The following is a 17670-nucleotide window of genomic DNA, read 5'->3' as shown; positions in this document are numbered from 1 at the left end:
TCGCCGTGCGCGTGGTGTGTTTAGCCATCCGTATCAATTCTTCAATCGATGCAACGCGTCGCCGCGATGAACGGCATGCTTGCCACTCTTCTCGCTTTGTACCTCGTAGTGTGGGTCGGATGTCGAGGCATCGACGGTTCTGCCGTCCACGGTCGTATGAGTTGAAATGACACGCACGACTTTGCCGTGCGTGACGCCTTGCGGCGTGTTCCAACTGACACGGTCGCCAGACTTCAGATGTTGGGACATGTGGCGCTCCTTTTTGCCGGACCAAGGGCAGCAGTGAAACTGCCTCGCTCATCAGGCTTCGCATGATTCGCACAGGTACTGTTCGCATTGGCCAGCAAGCCGCGTGCCTTCGCACGTGAAATGTAAGGGGTGGGAACGTATCCTGCTTCGGTGCGTCAGGGCACTTACACCGTAACGGAGCGAAGACTCGAGATGAACGATCTCTTAACCCGACTCTTTCACTTCCAGCCGTCGTTGCTCGTCATGCTGACGCACGACGCCCTTCATATCGTGCTGGCCGTGCTGATCCTCGCGGTCGGCTGGTGGCTGTCGAACCGCATCGGCTCCATGTTCGCCCGCACGCTCGCGCGCACGCATGCTGACCCGACGCTCGCACCGATGCTGGCTGCCATGAGCACCTGGGCCGTGCGGGTGCTCGTATTCATCGCGGCGCTCAGCGAAGTCGGCATCGCCACTGCGAGCGTGCTCGCGGTGCTCGGCGCCGCCGGTCTCGCGATCGGACTCGCGCTGCAAGGCACGCTGCAAAATATCGCGGCCGGCATGATGCTGCTGATGCTGCGTCCGTTTCGAGTCGGCGACGTGATCGAGGGCAGCGGCGCGGCAGCGGGCATCGTGCGCGAAGTGGGGCTCTTCACCACGCGCATCGAACGCGGCGACGGCAATGCCGTGTTCGTGCCGAACAGCCAGATCTGGAGCAATCCGGTGATCAACTACAGCAGCGGTGGCACGCAGCGCATCGAGGTCGAAGTGGGCCTTGCGCAGCGCAAGGACGTCGACGCCGCGATCGGCGAATTGAAGAAACTCGTCGCCGACGAACCGCGCGTACTGAGCGGCGCCACGCTCGCGCCGGTCGTCACCGTCGCCGACTATCCGGACGACGGCGGCGCGACACTGCGCATCGCGGCGTGGGTGCGCACGCCGGACGCGTCGCTGACCAGCGGCGACCTGCACGAGCACGCGCAGGCTGCGCTCGAACAGGCCGGTTGCCCGGTTGCGGCTTAGGTCGCGGCGCTGTCTTTAGCGGAGCCTTTTACTGTCCGTCGGCGCCGGTATAGAGCGAGGCGTCTCGTATCATCAGGCCACCGTCTCTACAGCCAGGCAGCGGTCACTCATGTTGAACGCGATCGATCTGGCTCGACGCCGCGGTGCAGGCTCAATGCATACGCGGATGGGCGAGAAAGAATCGCACCATTTCCGCGGCGGCGTCGGGGCCGGACGGGTCCGTGTACGAACCGCGCTGACTGCCGCCTGCCCACGCGTGGCCCGCGCCGTGAATCGACCACGACTCCGCTTCCACGCCGTTCGCCGCGACATGCCGTTGCCGCGTATACGCGCGCCGTCCGCTTGCGGCGCCTGATTGCTCGCTGACGGTAGTGGTGCCCGCGTCGAAGGCCGCGACGATCTCGGCCGCATTCGACGGATGGACGGTGGTGTCAGCGTCGCCATGAAACACGATCAACGGACGTTGCGGTGTGCCATGCGCGCGTTTGCGTTGCGCCTTGCCGCCCTTCATCGCGCCGAGCGCCGAAGGCAAGTCCTTCGCGCAACCGTAGGCGAGGCCCGAATGCACGCCAGCCGCGGCGTAGAGATCGGGCGACGTCTTCAGCATGATGTCCGCCATCGCGCCGCCCGCCGACAGGCCCGCGACATACACGCGCGCCGGATCCACGCGATAGCGGCTCATCACTTCTCGCGTGATGCCGGCGATCAACGACGGCTCGCCCTGGTCGCGTAGTTGATCGGCGGGCTTGAACCAGTTCCAGCATTTCGAATGATTCACCGCTTGCGCCTGATTCGGATACACGACGATAAAGCCATGACGCTCGGCCATTTCGTTCATGCGCGTGCCGGCGGCGAAATCGTCCGCGTTCTGCGTGCAGCCGTGCAGCATGACGATCAGCGGCAATGGTTCGCTGTTGTAGACAGCCGGCACGTAAAGTTTGTACTGGCGTTGTCCGGCTGCGTTGCTGAACGTGTGCGTGCTGAAGGTGCCCGGCGAGTCGGCGTCGAAAGCCGGCGCGGCAGGGGCGTGCGGAGCGGGGCGCGCCTGGGTCTGCGCTTGGCTTTGCATCTGCGACCACGCTTGCGCCCATTCGCTCGCATTCGACGGCGTGTTCGACGCTGGTACGTGGTCCACGCGGGCCTCGTTCGCTTTGCCGCCCGCGAGCGCGCGCTGAACCGCCGCGGTGGCTTCCTGCGGGCCCTTCGTGCGCAATAGCTCGAAGGCGTCTGTCATCGATTTCAGGAAATCTTCGTTCATTTTCATGATGGTTGCAGTGACCTGTGTGGGCCGTGGATGAGCGAGTCGACTGATGAGCCGCTGCTTCAGCCACGGTAATGAGTCGAGCGCCGCGCCTAGCTGATGCGGCCGGCGAGCGCCGCCTTGACCGCGGGCGACGCGTGAAAGGCGCCGAGCACCACCACCGATGCAATCGTGGCCGCCGCGAGTTCGGGCGGCACATCGGCTGCGATGCTGGCGAGGCCTAGCACGTGAATGTCGAGTTGCTCGTGCGCGGCTTGAGCCGCCTCGAGGTCCTGCCGCGAGAAGTGCTGCATGCCCAGCACCATGGCGCGCCGGATCACCGTCTCCGCGACGACCTGGGCATGCACCGCGATCTGGTTGCGGATCGCCGTGCGGATCAGGTCGGTGCGGTTCGAGTAAAAGCCTTCTTCGACCAGCAGGTCGATCTGGCCGAGGTCGATCGGACCCAGGTTGATGGTGATTTTTTCGGTCTCGCCGCCTTTGGGGCGTGAGGCGTCGACGAGCTTGAGTTTCGGCATTTGCACTCCGGGTGGCATCCGTAGACCATCCAAATAACATCCAATGGGATGGTTATACGCTTGTCGACGGAGTACGGTCAAGGAGGAAATTGGGGGCTCGTTCGGGAGTTACCCGGCAGTTGGCCGATGAATTGGCGTGAGACGACAGCATTCTTTTTTATCAGTAGAATGCTGCAATCGCAAAGGGCCGTATTGTCCCGAAGCCGGCCTTCAGGGCCACCGGGCTAACAAGTCTCGTTGAAGCCGTGATGCCATTAGCACGCGCGCTGCCGCGAGATGAGCGGACAGGTCGAATGCATAACTTGTCCGGCCGATGCAGTTCGGGAGGAAGGGGTACGCAGCCGGAAAATGAGTTGCTGCTGCGACAACTGAAATATCCATGGCGACGCTTCGTCACCGGGACCTGAGGAAACCATCGACGCTGAACCGGCCGGTCTGCTGGCCTGGTATCGCACCAGATTCCAAACCAACTTCTCGTGGTACTTTCCTGGCCGCCATACTGTGTATTCCAAAACGCAAATCGATCCGGTAGTGAGCTTCCTCAACTCGCAGGGCGAGCAGGTGCGGGGCACGATCATCAATCTCCAGCGAAAGTCCCTGGTGATGGAGGTCTATAACCCGTACTCGATCGTCCAGGTCAGTGAGGTACTGAGCGACCTGTCGGTCAAGATGGGCGTGGAGCACGCCTATTCGGGCAAGGCGGTCGTGATCAGCATGGTTAACACGGGCCTGACAGCCATTGTCTCAGTCACGCTGATCGCCGAGTGGCGGGAACTGAGCGGCGGCGTGCTGGAGGCGCGCGCGGTCGGGGAAGAAGCGCGCCGGTTCTCGCAGGACTGGGCCGAGCGCTTCAAGATCCGCCGTGACTACCAGATCGCGGTCAACCAGATCCGGGCTTTTCTCTCGGACATGTCCCGCTGGGTCGAGCAGGCGGATCTGGCCGACACCATGCCGAAGGATGGCAAAAGCCTGCGCGAGGATTTCTTCCTCGAACTGGCATCGCCGCTGATGGAAAGGACCAAGGTCTACTTCGACGAATTCGAAGGCGAGGCGCGTCTGGTCGACGAAGAACTGGCGCCGGCACACCGTGCCTTTGCCCAGGCCGCGCTCCATCCGCTGCTGCTGCGTTCGCCCTTCGTCTTCCGCACCTTCACCAAGCCGCTGGGCTATGCCGGCGACTACCAGATGGTCAACCAGATGCTCGACGATCCCCGCCAGGGCCCGAGCACCTATTTCCAGATCGTCAACGCGGCCTTCCTGCAGACGGCCGTGGCACGCGCGCACCGCAATCGCGTCGAGTTGCTGGTGGACTACCTGACCCGGCTGGCCAATGAGGCGCGTGCCGCGCGGCGGCCGTTCCGGGTCCTGAACGTGGGCTGCGGCCCCGCTCAGGAGATTCAGCGATTCATGCGTGAATACGACGAACCGGAGTGGCTGACGTTCGAACTGCTCGACTTCAGCCAGGAGACACTGGACTGGACGCGCGACCGCCTCGCGGCGATTGCACAGGAAACGGCCAGGCCCATGACCATCAGCTACACGCATGACTCGGTCCACCACCTGCTCAAGCGCCGGATGGATGCGGACGCACCGGACGTCCGCGAGTTCGACGCTGTCTATTGCGCCGGCCTGTTCGACTACCTCTCGGACAAGGTCTGCGCCCGGCTGAACCAGCATTTCGCCAGCCGCACCCGACCGGGCGGCCGCCTGCTGGTCACCAATGTCCACGCCGACAACCCGGAGCGCCTCAGCATGGAGCACGTGCTGGAGTGGTACCTGATCTATCGCAACGAGGCACAGATGGCCGAAATCATGCCGGAAAACTGTGGCGAGCCGCGCCTGTACACGGATGCGACCGGGGTGAACGTATTCGCCGAGGTAATGATCGGCCGGCAACAAGTAGCCTGAGATGACGACATCCCTGGCTGGGCTGCGTTCGAACTATCGTGAAGAACTGCGCGACTACCGGTTGCTGTGCAGCAAGGCTGGCGGCCTGACCGTGATCGTGCTGGTGCTGATGGGCGTGGCGCTGGACTATGTCGTGTATCCGGCCGAGCAGAAGCGCTTTGCCATCATTCGGGTGCTGACCAGCGCGGCCATCGGCCTGGCGTTGCTCTCGCTGTACACGGAAACGGGCAAACGCCAGGTGCAGGTCATCACTTTCTTCTGGCTGCTGCTGCCGCAGGCCATGATCTCGTGGATGATTTATGTCACGCAGGGCGGGGAGTCGCTGTTCTATGCCGGGCTTATGCTGACGATCTTCGCGGTCGGGATTCTGTTCCCCTCCGGCTACTGGCAGACGCTGGCATTCGGCCTCGCCACCGTCTTGCTCTACTACATTGCCTGCGCGGCGCATCCGGGCGGCATACAGAACCCAAGCAAGTTTCAGTTCCAGCTCATCCTGATCTTCTTCTGCGCGTTGGCCAGTTCCATTTACACCTACTTCAACGAGAAAGGCCGCTTCCAGCTTTTCCGGCTGAAGGACGAGGTGGCGCACAAAAACGACCAGCTCGCGCTGACCAATGAAAGCCTGTCGCAGATTAAAGGCCAGTTGCTGCAGCAGGAGAAGATGGCTGCAATCGGTACGTTGTCCGCAGGGCTGCTCCACGAGGTCAACAACCCGGTGAATTTCTGCCTGATGGCCATTGAAATAGCCATGGAAGAACCGGAGGTCAAGGACAGCCCGTCGCTGCAGGAGTGCCTGACGGACGTCAAGCAGGGCATGCACCGCATCCAGCATATCGTGTCGGACCTGAAAACCTTTGCCTACCGCAAGCCCGGTGCGGCGGCAGACGACGTGCCGTTCCTGTTCGAGAAGGCACTTGACTCGTCGATCCGGCTGAGCGCGCATGAACTGCGCGGCGTGAGCGTCACGCGCGAGCTGCCCGGCGATACCCTCGTGCTGGGCGACGAAGCCGCCATCATCGGCGTGCTCATCAACCTGTTTTCGAATGCCGCGCTGGCCATGCACAAGGCCGGCACCGCATCGCCGAAAGTCCATGTCACGGCGCAATGGCGGGACGACCGGCTGCACGTAAATGTGCGCGACAACGGCCCGGGGATCGCCGCGGAGAATCTGGCACGGGTGTTCGAACCATTCTTCACTACGCGCGAAGTCGGCCAGGGCTTAGGCCTTGGTCTGTCCATCAGCTATGCGGTGGTGGAGCGGCACGGCGGCACACTGTTTGCGGAAAGCCAGTTGGGCGAGTGGACGGCGTTCAACTTCGACCTGCCGCGTCTGGAGTGATGTGGAAATGAGAGAGACCCAACAAGCGCGGCAGACTGTCGTTTATGTCGATGACGAGGAGTTGGCTCGCAAGTACTTTGCGCGCTCGGCGGGTCGCGATTATGACGTGCTGCTCGCCGGCAACGCGGACGAGGCCATGTCGATCCTGCGCCGCGAAGGTGCGCGGGTGACGATTTTGGTGACCGACTTCCGCATGCCTGGCCGGCACGGCGACGACCTGCTGCGGCAGGTCTCCCAGGAGTATCCGCATATCGTCCGGATCCTGGTGACGGCCTACGCGGACAGCAACGCGCTCCTGGGCGCGGTCAATTCCGGCGAAGTGTTTCGAATCCTGGAGAAGCCGCTAGGCGTGGCCACGGTCCGCGAGGTGCTGGCATCCGCGGCTACGGCCGCGGTGTCGCGCCCGAAGTGATGCAGCGCATGCCGGTCGACCCGTTATCACGAACGCGGGCGTGAGCGGCCGGGACATGATTTTCTGCAACCGCGTCATGCAGTGCTGCGGCGAGCGTATCAGGATCGCGTCCGCGTCCGGCGCCGGCATGACCGTGACGCTGGAATTCCCAAATTTCAAGGATCGAATCAGGAGTTACCCATGAGCGATACGATTGCCAACCAGACGCCGCCACCGGCGATTCTGTTCGTCGATGACGAAGCCACCGCGGTCAAATATTTCGAGCGTGCCATCGGTGCAATCGCGCCGGTGGTGACGGGCGCCTCCGTGGAGGACGGCAAGGCAATGCTGGATGCCCACGCCGGCAGCCTGGCTGTGCTGGTGTCCGATCAGCGTATGCCGGGTGAATATGGCAACGAACTTCTGCGCTATGCGCGCGAGCGCTATCCCCACATCGTCCGAATTCTGACGACGGCTTATTCGGAGCTGGACCAGACCGTCGAGGCCGTCAACCAGGGCCAGATACATCGCTATATCAAGAAGCCGTGGGACATCAGCGCGCTGCGCATGGAGATGAAGCAGGCGCTGGAGTTGTCGGGACTGCGCAAGGAACGCGACCAGCTCGTGCGCGAGAAGCTGAGCGTCCTGCAGACGCAGACCGTGGCTACTCGCATCGGCATCGTGCAGACGTTGTGCGTCAGCCTGATCGGGCCAAGGCGCTTTCAGCCGGTGGAGACCTATCTGGCCGGTGCCGATCTGGCCGGTACGCGCAACGTGGAGCCGGACTGGCAGCGTATGGATTACGCCGATCTGGTACGGGTCGAGAGCGAATGCAGCGGCAGTTTTGGCCATGCGGTTGGCACGCGCCTGGCGGAACTGCGTACGCGGAATGCGGGGCGCAGCGCTGTCGATGCGGTGCAGGTTTTCGCTGACGTTCTCGGCGCCACTGTACGCGGCGATGGCGATGCGCTGATCTGGACTTCGCCGGCCACGTTGAGTGAGTTCCTCACCCGACCCGTGGCGCAGGCCGTATCGGCCGAGCACGCCGCCTGGCTCGCCTGCCTGCTGTGGCTGGAAGAAGCTGGCGGCGCCCTGCGGTTTGCGCGTGAAGGCGACACCATCGTCTGCCGCGCCGGCACACGCGCCGCCAGTTTTGCGGCCGACCGCCTGGCGCTCTGGATCGAGCGCTTCTCGGAGCGGGCGTTCGACTAGGCGAAGGAGACGATCCGCTGTGCGAGAACCCACGCATGACCGGCTGCGGCAATCAGTGCTTAGGCGCCCGCGCGCCCTTGACGCCGTAGGACCATGTGCGTGGCTTTCTCCGACGCTACGAATTCGACGCATTCGTATCCCAGAGCCCGCAAGTCAACCCCTTCGAACAGCCGTTCTCCTCCGCCGAGCAGGACGGGCGCGATAGCAATGTGCAGTTCGTCAATGAGGCTCTCGCGAAGATACTGCTGAATCGTTTTCGCTCCACCGCCGATGCGCACGTCCATTCCGCCGGCCGCCTCGCGTGCCCTTTCAAGCGCTTCGCGAATGCCACCCGTGACGAAATGGAACGTCGTGCCGCCTTCCATCTCGATGGGTGGACGTGCATGATGCGTCACGATGAAGACCGGAACGTGATACGGCGGATTGTCTCCCCACCAGCCTTTCCAGTTCATGTCCGGCCAGGGCCCGCGAACGGGGCTGAACATGTTTCTGCCGAGAATCCAGGCCCCGACATTCTCAAAGCCGCGAGCCGCGAAGTCGTCGTCTGCCCCGGTCGTGCCGCCGTCCTTGCCGAACAAGGCCCGCTGGAACGTGCGTGTTGGAATCAGCCAATGGTGCAGATCCATCCCGCCAATGCCGAGCGGATTGTCGATGTCCTGGTTTGGGCCTGCTCCGTATCCGTCGAGCGAGATGGTAAAGCCGTTAACGCGAACTCGTGTCATCTTGTGTCTCCGCCTGGACGCCTAACTATTCGTTCTGGGACAGTGCCGTGTAGGAACTCTACAAGTGGCGCGTCTGGACGTGTTCGTTTGCAGGCGTTGAAGTGTTCAAGTACGACGGGTATTGCATTCGGGAAGGGAAGAACGGCAGCCAGAGGAGAAGCTGGCTGCCGATCTCTTTACAGATGTTTGTTTCTAAACAAAAAGCACTTTCACATCAGCACAATATCGTACTGCTCCTGGCTCAAATTCGACTCCACCTGCAGCGACACCGGCTTGCCGATGAAATCAATCAGCATTGCCAGATGCTGCGACTCTTCCTCGAGAAACAGGTCGATCACCTGCTGCGACGCCACCACGCGAAACTCGCGTGGATTGAACTGGCGCGACTCGCGCAGAATCTCGCGCAGCACGTCATAACACACCGTGCGGGGCGTCTTGACCTGCCCCTTGCCCTGGCAAACCGGACAAGGCTCGCACAGCACATGAGCAAGAGATTCACGCGTACGCTTGCGCGTCATCTCCACAAGGCCGAGTTGCGAGAACCCATTCACCGTCACACGCGTGCGATCGCGCGACAACGCTTTCTTCAGTTCGCCCAACACCTGATCGCGATGCTCGACGTTCTCCATGTCGATGAAGTCGATAATGATCACGCCGCCCAGATTGCGCAGACGTAATTGCCGCGCAATGGTGTGCGCGGCTTCGAGGTTGGTCTTGAAGATCGTATCGTCGAAATTGCGCGCGCCGACGTAGCCGCCGGTATTCACGTCGATGGTCGTCATCGCTTCGGTCTGGTCGATCACGAGATAACCGCCCGACTTCAGATCCACCCGGCGCGACAACGCGCGCTGAATTTCCGCCTCGATGTTGTACAGATCAAAGAGCGGCCGCTCGCCGGTGTAGTGGTGCAGCTTCGACGACACCGCCGGCGTGAACTCGGCCGCGAAATCCGCCAGCATCTGATACGTCTCGCGCGAGTCGACCTGAATGCGCGACGACTCGTCGTTGACGAAATCGCGCAGCACGCGTTGCGCGAGATTCAGATCCTGATACAGCAGGCTGGTGGGCGGCATGCGCTGACCTTGCGACAGAATCGTCGCCCACGTCTTGCGCAGATACGCGACGTCGCCGGCCAGTTCCTCGCTAGTCGCATCTTCGGCGATAGTGCGCACGATGTAGCCGCCTTTCTCGTCGGCGGGCAGCACGGCGGTCAGACGCGCACGCACGGCTTCGCGCTCGGCTTCGCTCTCGATCTTCTGCGAGATGCCGATATGCGGCTCCTGCGGCAGATACACGAGCGTGCGCCCGGCGATGCTCACTTGCGTGGACAGTCGCGCGCCCTTGGTGCCGATCGGATCCTTCACGACCTGCACCATCAACGTTTGCCCCTCGAAGACGATTTTTTCGATCGGCTGATGCGGTGTCTGATGCTGGGGCTCGCCGGCAATGCGCGGGTGCCAGATGTCGGCTACATGAAGGAACGCGGCGCGTTCGAGACCGATGTCGATGAAGGCGGACTGCATGCCCGGCAACACGCGTACGACCTTGCCGAGATAGACGTTGCCGACGCGGCCGCGCGACAGCGTTCGTTCGACGTGAAGTTCCTGGACGGCGCCTTGCTGGACCAGCGCGACGCGCGTTTCCTGCGGCGTGACATTGATCAGGATTTCTTCATTCATGGTGTTATTTTAGAAGTCGATGCGCGCTGCACGCAGGAGGGCAGCGGATTCAAAAAGCGGCAAACCCATGATACCTGAATAGGACCCGTCGATATGCTCGATAAACTCCGCGGCGCGCCCCTGCACACCGTACGCGCCCGCCTTGCCGAGCGGCTCGCCGCTCGCGGCATAGCGGCGGATCGCGTCTGCGTGCAGTGCAGCAAAACGTACCTTCGACACGGATAGCGCAGCCGGCAGTAGCGTGCCTTCGGCATCGACCACGGCCACGGCCGTCAGCACTTCATGGTCGCGGCCGGCGAGGCGCTTGAGCATCGCGACGGCGTCGTCAGCATCGACCGGCTTGCCGAGAATCGCGTCGTCGATCGTGACGGTTGTATCCGCAACCAGAATCGGCCGCGCGGCATGGCCGCCGGCCACGAGGCGCGCGCGCGCCGCATGCGCCTTGGCGACGCACACCCGCTGCACGTAGTCGTGCGCGCGTTCGCCGGGCAGTTCGGCTTCGAGTGCTTCGGCGTCTTCATCGGGACGCGGCAGCAGCAGTTCGAAACGCACGCCGAGCTGTTGCAACAACTCCTGGCGGCGTGGACTCTGCGAAGCGAGGTAGACGAACGGATGCAGCGAAGCGGCGGACGTGGACATGAACAGGTCTCGATGAAGCGGATTGCGTGAGGGCGCGACGGGTGTCGAGCGTCGATCGGTGCGGTGGGAAACCAGCGGTGCGAGCATGACGACGCGTGCTACGCGCACGTTGTTGTGCACGCCAGCATGCACGTCGGTCAGCGCCGCAAATGCGAGCCGAAAAACACGGCGAAGGCGCGACTGCAACATGCGACTACGACACGCAACCTGGCGTCGCGCCCGCCAACCGCACCTGCGCATTCTCAGCGCCGCCTCATTCGCTCACACGCGATGATAGGGGTGATTTTGCGTGATGGTCCACGCGCGGTAAAGCTGTTCGGCAAGCAGCACGCGGACCATCGCGTGCGGCAAGGTCAGGCTGGAGACGCGCAGCAGCATATCGGCACGCGCTTTCAACTGAGGATCGAGTCCATCGGCGCCGCCGATCAGGAACGCCACGTCGCGGCCGTCCTGCTGCCAGCCGGGCAGGGCGCCGGCGAGCTGCATGGTGGTCCAGTCCTTGCCGCGTTCGTCGAGCGCGACAATGCGCGCGTTCTTCGGCAACGCGGCTTCGATTTTCAACCGCTCGGCGGCCATCACGCTTTCCGCGGGCCGTCCCGACGAACGCTGCTCGGGTTTGATTTCGCGCAACTCGATGCGCAGCTCGGGCGGCATGCGCTTCGCGTATTCGTCGAAGCCGGTGGCGATCCAGTCCGGCATCTTGTGGCCGACGGCGAGGATATGCAGTTTCATGACGGATCGAAGATCGCGAATGTCATCGCGGACCGGAACGGTGTGAGTCGCCCAAAGCCCGCCGGCTGACTTACTTGCGGCGCGCGGCCGTCTTGCGCGCGGGCTTCTTCACGGCCGGCGCTGCTTCGTCTTCGTCTTCGTCCTCATCGGGTTCGCTCGAACGCGCGCCGCCAAACGGGTCCGGCGTGGACAGCTTGATGCGCACCGGCTTGTCGCCCCAGATTTCCTCGAGGTTGTAGTACTGGCGCAGCGCCGGTTGCAGGATGTGCACGATCGCGTCGCCGCAATCCACCAGCACCCATTCGCCGATGTCCTCGCCTTCGGTACTGATGATGTCGCCGCCGTTTTCCTTGACGCTCTCGCGCACGCTCGAAGCGAGCGCCTTGGTCTGGCGATTGGAGGTGCCGCTCGCGACGATCACGCGATCGAACAGCGCGGTCAGGTGGCTGGTGTTGAACACCTTGATGTCTTGCGCCTTGACGTCTTCGAGAGCGTCGACGATCACGCGTTGCAGTTTGCGAATATCCATAGGGTTACCGGTGGTACAGATGATGTTGAAGAATATAGTCCCACACTGCGGTGGGGACATGGCTCGCCGCCTGGTCTTGCTGTTCGTCGCCCGCGAGGGCGAGCCGCTGGCTCACCTGTTCGCGCAGATGCGCGCGAATGTCGGTGGCCGAAACGTTGAACGCAAGCGTCGTATCGATCAGCAAGTGGCCGCAGGGCGTGGCTTGCAGAACGTCGGCGCGGGCACGGCGCGCGTCGATTTCTTTTGCGACCACGGGCGGAATCGACGCGAGGTCGAAGCCTGGCCGCGTGGCCGCGCAAATATGCGCAAAGTCGAACAGGCGCCGCCAGTCGTGCCATGTATCGAGATGCACCAGTTGATCCGCGCCGATCAGGAGCGCAATCGAGGCGTCCTGACCTTCGCGTTCACGCCAGCGTTGCAGCGTGTCGACCGTGTAGGTCGGGCCGTCGTGCTCGATCTCGTCGGTCGCGACACGCACGGTCGCGCCCGGCAGCGCCAGCTCGCTGGCCGCCGCGCGCGTCATGGCCAGCCGATGCACGGCCGGCGAGACGTCGGCTTTCTGCCAGGGCTGGCCGGCCGGCAACAGCACGAGTTCGGTCAGATGCAGCACGTGCGCGAAACGCCGCGCGAGCGCGAGGTGGCCGTCGTGGATCGGATCGAAAGTGCCGCCGAGCAGTCCGATCCGGCGAGGCAGGGCAACAGGATGAGCGTTCGGCTTCAGGTGAAGATCCTTTGTCGTGACGATGCGCGGCGCGGTGCGGGCCTGATGAGCCTCACACCCACTCGCGCGGCACGAGAAAATCGCTATAAAGACGCGCTTCCGGCGTGCCCGGTTCGGGGTGCCAGTTGTAGCGCCAGTTCACCACAGGCGGCATGGACATCAGGATCGATTCCGTGCGCCCGCCGCTCTGCAGCCCGAACAGTGTGCCACGGTCGAAGACCAGATTGAACTCGACGTAGCGCCCGCGCCGGTATGCCTGGAAATCGCGCTCGGCCTGGCCGTATGGAATGCTGCGGCGCTTTTCGATGATCGGCAGGTACGCTTTGAGGAATGCGTCGCCCACGCTTCTGAGCATCGCGAACGATTGGTCGAAGCCCGGCGCCGAGAAATCGTCGAAGAAAATCCCGCCGATGCCGCGCGCTTCGTTGCGGTGCTTAAGGAAGAAATACTCGTCGCACCAGCGCTTGAAACTCGGGTAGAGGTCCGCGCCATAAGGTTGCAGCGCGTCGCGGCAAGTGCGATGAAAATGCTGCGCGTCTTCCTCGTAGCCGTAGTACGGCGTCAGATCCATGCCGCCGCCGAACCAGAACACCGGCTCTTCGCCGGCCTTGGTCGCGATCAGCAGACGCACATTCATATGCACGGTCGGGCAATGCGGATTGTGCGGATGCAGCACGAGCGATACGCCCATTGCTTCGAAACCGCGGCCGGCCAGTTGCGGACGCGCGGCGCTCGCCGAACCCGGCAAGGCGTCGCCGGCCACGTCCGAAAAACCGATGCCGGCCCGCTCGAAGAAGTTGCCGCCTTCCAGAATCCGCGTGTAGCCGCCGCCGCGCAGCTTCTCGCCGGGCGCGCGCTGCCATGCGTCGGTGGCGAACGGCGTGCCGTCGAACGCGCCGAGCGTGTCCGCGATATGCGTTTGCAGGCCTTGCAGCCAGCTGCGCACGGCCTGTGCGTCGTAGCTCGAGTCGGTCATGAATGCAGATGCTGAGGGCGGCACGCTCGTCGTGCCGCGGGTTCATCGTGAAGGGCGACGGCCGGGCCGGCGTCAGGGGGAACCTGCGAAGGCGCGGCCATACGGTTTTTCGCTGCGGGCGGGATACTGCCGCCGCGGCGGGCTTCGGTCAGGCCACGTTGGGCCTGCGTCGGTTCATATCGCCCCAGGTCATGCCGCGGGCGCGGATAGCGAAGCGAAACCCGCCGCGAAAACCCGCAGTGTAGCGCCGTTGGCGCCGCACGCGGGCGAGTGGGGTCGTGGCTTAGTGCTTGCCGTCGGTCTTGACGTCGTGCTTGCGATTCAACGCACGGTAGCCGATGTCGCGGCGATACTGCATGCCGTCGAACGAGATCTGGTTGATCGTTTCGTACGCGACCGACTGCGCGCTGCGTACCGAATCCGCCAGTCCCACCACGCACAGCACGCGGCCGCCCGAGGTGGTCAGCTTGCTGTCCGCCAGCGTAGTGCCGGCGTGGAACGTGACCGAATCCGCGGTTTCAGCCGGAATGTCGTTGATGCGGTCACCCTTGCGCGGTGTGTCCGGATAGTTGTACGCGGCGAGCACGACGCCGAGCGCGGTGCGGCGATCCCACTCCAGTTCCACCGTATCCAGCGTGCCGGCAATCGCCTGCTCGACCACCTTCGAATAGTCGCCCTTCAGACGCGCCATGATCGGCTGCGTTTCCGGGTCGCCCATGCGGCAGTTGAATTCGAGCGTTTTCGGGTTGCCTTGCGCGTCGATCATCAGACCGGCGTACAGGAAACCCGTGTAACGGATGCCTTCCTTCTCCATGCCGCGCACTGTGGGCAGGATGATTTCGCGCATCACGCGGGCGTGCAGTTGCGGCGTGACGATCGGCGCGGGCGAGTAGGCGCCCATGCCGCCCGTGTTCGGACCCTGGTCGCCGTCGAGCAGACGCTTGTGATCCTGGCTCGACGCGAGCGCCAGCACATGCTTGCCGTCCACCATCACGATGAAGCTCGCTTCCTCGCCGGTGAGGAATTCCTCGATCACGACACGCGCGCCGGCGTCGCCGAGCTTGTTGTCCGACAGCATCATGTCGACGGCGGCGTGCGCTTCTTCCAGCGTTTGCGCGACCACCACGCCCTTACCCGCGGCGAGGCCATCGGCCTTGATGACGATCGGTGCGCCTTTGGCGTCGAGATACGCGTGCGCGGCGGCGACGTCGGCGAAGGTTTCGTATTCGGCCGTCGGGATCGCGTGGCGCTTCATGAACGCCTTGGCGAAGTCCTTCGAGCTTTCGAGCTGAGCGGCTTCCTTCGTCGGCCCGAAAATCTTCAGACCGCGCGAGCGGAACAGATTGACGATGCCGGCTGCCAGCGGCGCCTCCGGCCCGACCAGCGTGAAGGCGATCTGTTCCTGTTCGACGAAATCGGCGAGCGCAGCCGGCTCGGTGATGTTGACGTTGCGCAGACGCTCGTCCTGGGCGGTGCCGCCGTTGCCCGGAGCAACGTAGACGAGCTGAACCCGCGGCGATTGCGCGAGCTTCCATGCGAGTGCATGTTCGCGACCGCCGGAACCGACGACGAGTAACTTCATGTGAATCCCCGAGACTTAAAAACCATAAACGGCTGACGCAGCACGCTCAGCCGTGGAATGACAGCAAGGTTCGCAAGGAGCCCGCAGCAGCCGGTGGCGGCGCGCAGGGCACAGTACGAACGCGGGTGGTCGCGCGATGTGAGGTCACACGCCCGCCCGCTCAGCAACGACACGAGGGCCAGCCGGCGGCGCGGACGTGGGTGCATGCAAGTGCAAGTGCCACTGCAAGTGCATGCGCCACGCGCTGCCGTGGCACGCTCATTCGTCGGCGATCGCGGCGTTTGTATAGACTTCCTGCACGTCGTCCAGATTCTCCAGCGCGTCGAGCAGCTTCTGCATTTTCACGGCGTCTTCGCCGGTGAACTCGACTTCCGTCTGAGGTTTCATCGTCACCTCGGCCAGTTCGGCCTTGAAGCCGGCGGCTTCCAGCGCCGACTTCACCTTCGGGAAATCGTTCGGCGGGCACAGCACTTCGATACTGCCGTCTTCATTCGTGACGACGTCGTCGGCGCCGGCTTCGAGCGCGGCTTCCATCAGCTTGTCTTCCGCCGTGCCGGGCGCGAACAGGAACTGGCCGACGTGATCGAACATGAACGACACCGAGCCGTCCGTGCCCATGTTGCCGCCGTTCTTCGAGAACGCGTGACGCACTTCCGCCACCGTACGCGTGCGGTTGTCGGTCATGGTGTCCACGATCACCGCCGCGCCGCCGATGCCGTAGCCTTCGTAGCGGATTTCTTCGTAGCTTGCGCCGTCCACGCCGCCCACGCCACGCTGGATCGCGCGGTTGACGTTATCTTTCGGCATGTTGGCGTCGTACGCCTTTTCGACGGCGAGCCGCAGGCGCGGGTTCGAGTCGATGTCGCCGCCGCCCATGCGCGCCGCGACCTGGATTTCCTTGATGAGCCGCGTCCAGACCTTGCCGCGCTTGGCGTCGGCCGCTGCTTTCTTATGCTTGATGTTGGCCCATTTCGAATGACCCGCCATACCTGTTCTCCATCGCGCGCGCCGGTGGGGCGCACGCATTGTGCAATTGTCGTTGCGATGTCGGGCGCTTGCTCGTGTTCGCGCGCCTGTGCGCGCGTTCGCGGTATTGTGCGCCTCGCTGTCAAACCGCCCGCTGCCTGACTGTCCGGCTCAACTGTTCGTGGCCAACCCGCCGTGGCTGAGCGTCTCGAGCCTGCTCGCGGTCCGCCGGGCCCCGCTGGCGGGACCGCGAGTCGGCAGCGCGATTGGGACGGGGCGGTGCGGCTGGCATGCGGCAAACGCCGCGCCGGCCTGCCAGGCCCCGCGAAAGGCGCGATGCGCCAGGCGGTGTGGTCGACGGTAATGCGAGTTGAGCCGCTCTTTGAGCGGATTCGAATTTTATCACGCCGCAGGGGCGCGGCAGAGGACGAGATAGCGGCGAACGCCGCGAAAAGTGCGTGATGACGGCGGCCGGCGCGCGCCGTCACGCGCTTTTCAGGCCGCTTTCAGTTTTTCGTGCCGAACAGGCGGTCGCCGGCGTCGCCGAGACCCGGCACGATGTACGCGTGCTCGTTCAGATGCGAATCGAGCGAGGCGACATACAGCTTGACGTCCGGATGGGCGTCCTGGAACACCTGCACGCCTTCGGGCGCGGCGACCAGCGCGAGGAACATGATGTTCTCGCCGGCCACGTTGCGGCGCTTGAGCACGTCGACCGCGTGCACGGCGGAGTAGCCGGTGGCGACCATCGGATCACACAGGATGAACACGCGGTCTTCGAGGTCGGGCAGACGCACCAGATATTCCACCGGCCGATGGTCTTCGGCACGATACACGCCGATGTGGCCCACCCGCGCCGACGGCACCAGTTCCAGCAGGCCGTCCGACATGCCGATGCCGGCCCGCAGCACCGGTACGATCGCCAGCTTCTTGCCGGCGATCACCGGCGCGTCGATTTCGACGAGCGGCGTGGTCAGGCGGCGCGTGGTCATGGGCAGATTGCGGGTGATCTCGTAGCCCATCAGCAGCGTGATTTCACGCAGCAGTTCGCGGAACGTGCGAGTCGAGGTATCCCGGTCGCGCATATGCGACAGCTTGTGCTGGATCAGCGGGTGATCGAGGATGAAGAGATTGGGAAAACGGCTGTCCTGGGTCATGGCGGGTGCGCACGGGGCGGCTAGAGGGATCGGTTCGGCGCGCCGCGCGGCCGGGAAACCGGCAGGCTGGCGGACGCGCCACGGCGC

At 63.7% G+C, this 17670-nt stretch carries 18 protein-coding genes; 5 read left to right on the top strand and 13 right to left on the bottom strand.

Annotated features, from left to right (window positions below; translation table 11 throughout):
* Positions 1-33: 33 nt before the first annotated feature.
* Positions 34-249: a DUF2945 domain-containing protein gene (locus B0G71_RS14375; RefSeq protein ID WP_106280280.1), complete on the bottom strand. Its 216-nt coding sequence runs from the start codon at positions 247-249 to the stop codon at positions 34-36.
* A 192-nt stretch (positions 250-441) separates the two neighbouring features.
* On the opposite strand from B0G71_RS14375, the gene B0G71_RS14370 reads away from it, so the two are divergent.
* On the top strand, positions 442-1251 hold the full coding sequence (locus B0G71_RS14370) for a mechanosensitive ion channel family protein (RefSeq protein WP_116142482.1): 810 nt from the start codon (positions 442-444) through the stop codon (positions 1249-1251).
* Between the two features lie 151 nt (positions 1252-1402).
* On the opposite strand, the gene B0G71_RS14365 is transcribed toward B0G71_RS14370, so the two are convergent.
* Positions 1403-2515: a PHB depolymerase family esterase gene (locus B0G71_RS14365; RefSeq protein WP_116142481.1), complete on the bottom strand. Its 1113-nt coding sequence runs from the start codon at positions 2513-2515 to the stop codon at positions 1403-1405.
* Positions 2516-2604: 89 nt separating this feature from the next.
* Entirely contained in the window at positions 2605-3030 is a 426-nt protein-coding gene (locus tag B0G71_RS14360; RefSeq protein ID WP_116142480.1) for a CopG family transcriptional regulator, read from the bottom strand.
* 501 nt (positions 3031-3531) lie between these two features.
* Between B0G71_RS14360 and B0G71_RS14355 the strand changes: the two genes are divergently transcribed.
* The 4 genes from B0G71_RS14355 (at position 3532) to B0G71_RS14340 (ending at position 7880) form a co-directional block, all read left to right on the top strand.
* Entirely contained in the window at positions 3532-4938 is a 1407-nt protein-coding gene (locus tag B0G71_RS14355; RefSeq protein ID WP_116142479.1) for a class I SAM-dependent methyltransferase, read from the top strand.
* A gap of 1 nt (position 4939) precedes the next feature.
* Positions 4940-6277, top strand: a complete 1338-nt coding sequence (locus tag B0G71_RS14350) for a sensor histidine kinase (RefSeq protein ID WP_116142478.1) — start codon at positions 4940-4942, stop codon at positions 6275-6277.
* 7 nt (positions 6278-6284) lie between these two features.
* On the top strand, positions 6285-6689 hold the full coding sequence (locus B0G71_RS14345; protein WP_116148601.1) for a response regulator: 405 nt from the start codon (positions 6285-6287) through the stop codon (positions 6687-6689).
* Between the two features lie 180 nt (positions 6690-6869).
* On the top strand, positions 6870-7880 hold the full coding sequence (locus tag B0G71_RS14340) for a response regulator (protein ID WP_116142477.1): 1011 nt from the start codon (positions 6870-6872) through the stop codon (positions 7878-7880).
* 59 nt (positions 7881-7939) lie between these two features.
* Here B0G71_RS14340 and B0G71_RS14335 read toward each other — a convergent pair whose 3' ends face one another.
* The 10 genes from B0G71_RS14335 to upp form a co-directional block, all read right to left on the bottom strand.
* Positions 7940-8602, bottom strand: a complete 663-nt coding sequence (locus B0G71_RS14335) for a dihydrofolate reductase family protein (RefSeq protein WP_116142476.1) — start codon at positions 8600-8602, stop codon at positions 7940-7942.
* A gap of 209 nt (positions 8603-8811) precedes the next feature.
* Entirely contained in the window at positions 8812-10281 is a 1470-nt protein-coding gene (gene rng / locus B0G71_RS14330) for a ribonuclease G (RefSeq protein WP_012432329.1), read from the bottom strand.
* 9 nt (positions 10282-10290) lie between these two features.
* The gene (locus B0G71_RS14325) at positions 10291-10920 is read right to left on the bottom strand and encodes a nucleoside triphosphate pyrophosphatase (RefSeq protein ID WP_116148599.1); all 630 of its coding nucleotides are present in this window, start codon (positions 10918-10920) and stop codon (positions 10291-10293) included.
* Between the two features lie 261 nt (positions 10921-11181).
* Entirely contained in the window at positions 11182-11652 is a 471-nt protein-coding gene (gene rlmH / locus B0G71_RS14320) for a 23S rRNA (pseudouridine(1915)-N(3))-methyltransferase RlmH (protein WP_106280297.1), read from the bottom strand.
* Positions 11653-11722: 70 nt separating this feature from the next.
* Complete coding sequence (gene rsfS, locus B0G71_RS14315; RefSeq protein WP_116142475.1) at positions 11723-12181, bottom strand: ribosome silencing factor; 459 nt, start codon at positions 12179-12181, stop codon at positions 11723-11725.
* Positions 12182-12185: 4 nt separating this feature from the next.
* Entirely contained in the window at positions 12186-12902 is a 717-nt protein-coding gene (locus B0G71_RS14310) for a nicotinate-nucleotide adenylyltransferase (RefSeq protein ID WP_404935469.1), read from the bottom strand.
* Between the two features lie 52 nt (positions 12903-12954).
* The gene (gene hemF / locus B0G71_RS14305) at positions 12955-13878 is read right to left on the bottom strand and encodes an oxygen-dependent coproporphyrinogen oxidase (protein ID WP_116142473.1); all 924 of its coding nucleotides are present in this window, start codon (positions 13876-13878) and stop codon (positions 12955-12957) included.
* Between the two features lie 283 nt (positions 13879-14161).
* Complete coding sequence (gene purD, locus B0G71_RS14295) at positions 14162-15460, bottom strand: phosphoribosylamine--glycine ligase (RefSeq protein WP_116142471.1); 1299 nt, start codon at positions 15458-15460, stop codon at positions 14162-14164.
* A gap of 258 nt (positions 15461-15718) precedes the next feature.
* Positions 15719-16447, bottom strand: coding sequence for a YebC/PmpR family DNA-binding transcriptional regulator (locus B0G71_RS14290; protein ID WP_106280309.1), 729 nt, complete (start codon positions 16445-16447; stop codon positions 15719-15721).
* A 485-nt stretch (positions 16448-16932) separates the two neighbouring features.
* Positions 16933-17583, bottom strand: coding sequence for a uracil phosphoribosyltransferase (gene upp / locus B0G71_RS14285; RefSeq protein ID WP_012432337.1), 651 nt, complete (start codon positions 17581-17583; stop codon positions 16933-16935).
* Positions 17584-17670: the final 87 nt, after the last annotated feature.

It is taken from the genome of Paraburkholderia sp. BL27I4N3, from assembly GCF_003386115.1.
GTDB lineage: Bacteria > Pseudomonadota > Gammaproteobacteria > Burkholderiales > Burkholderiaceae > Paraburkholderia.
This window is presented reverse-complemented; position numbering and strand designations above follow the sequence as displayed.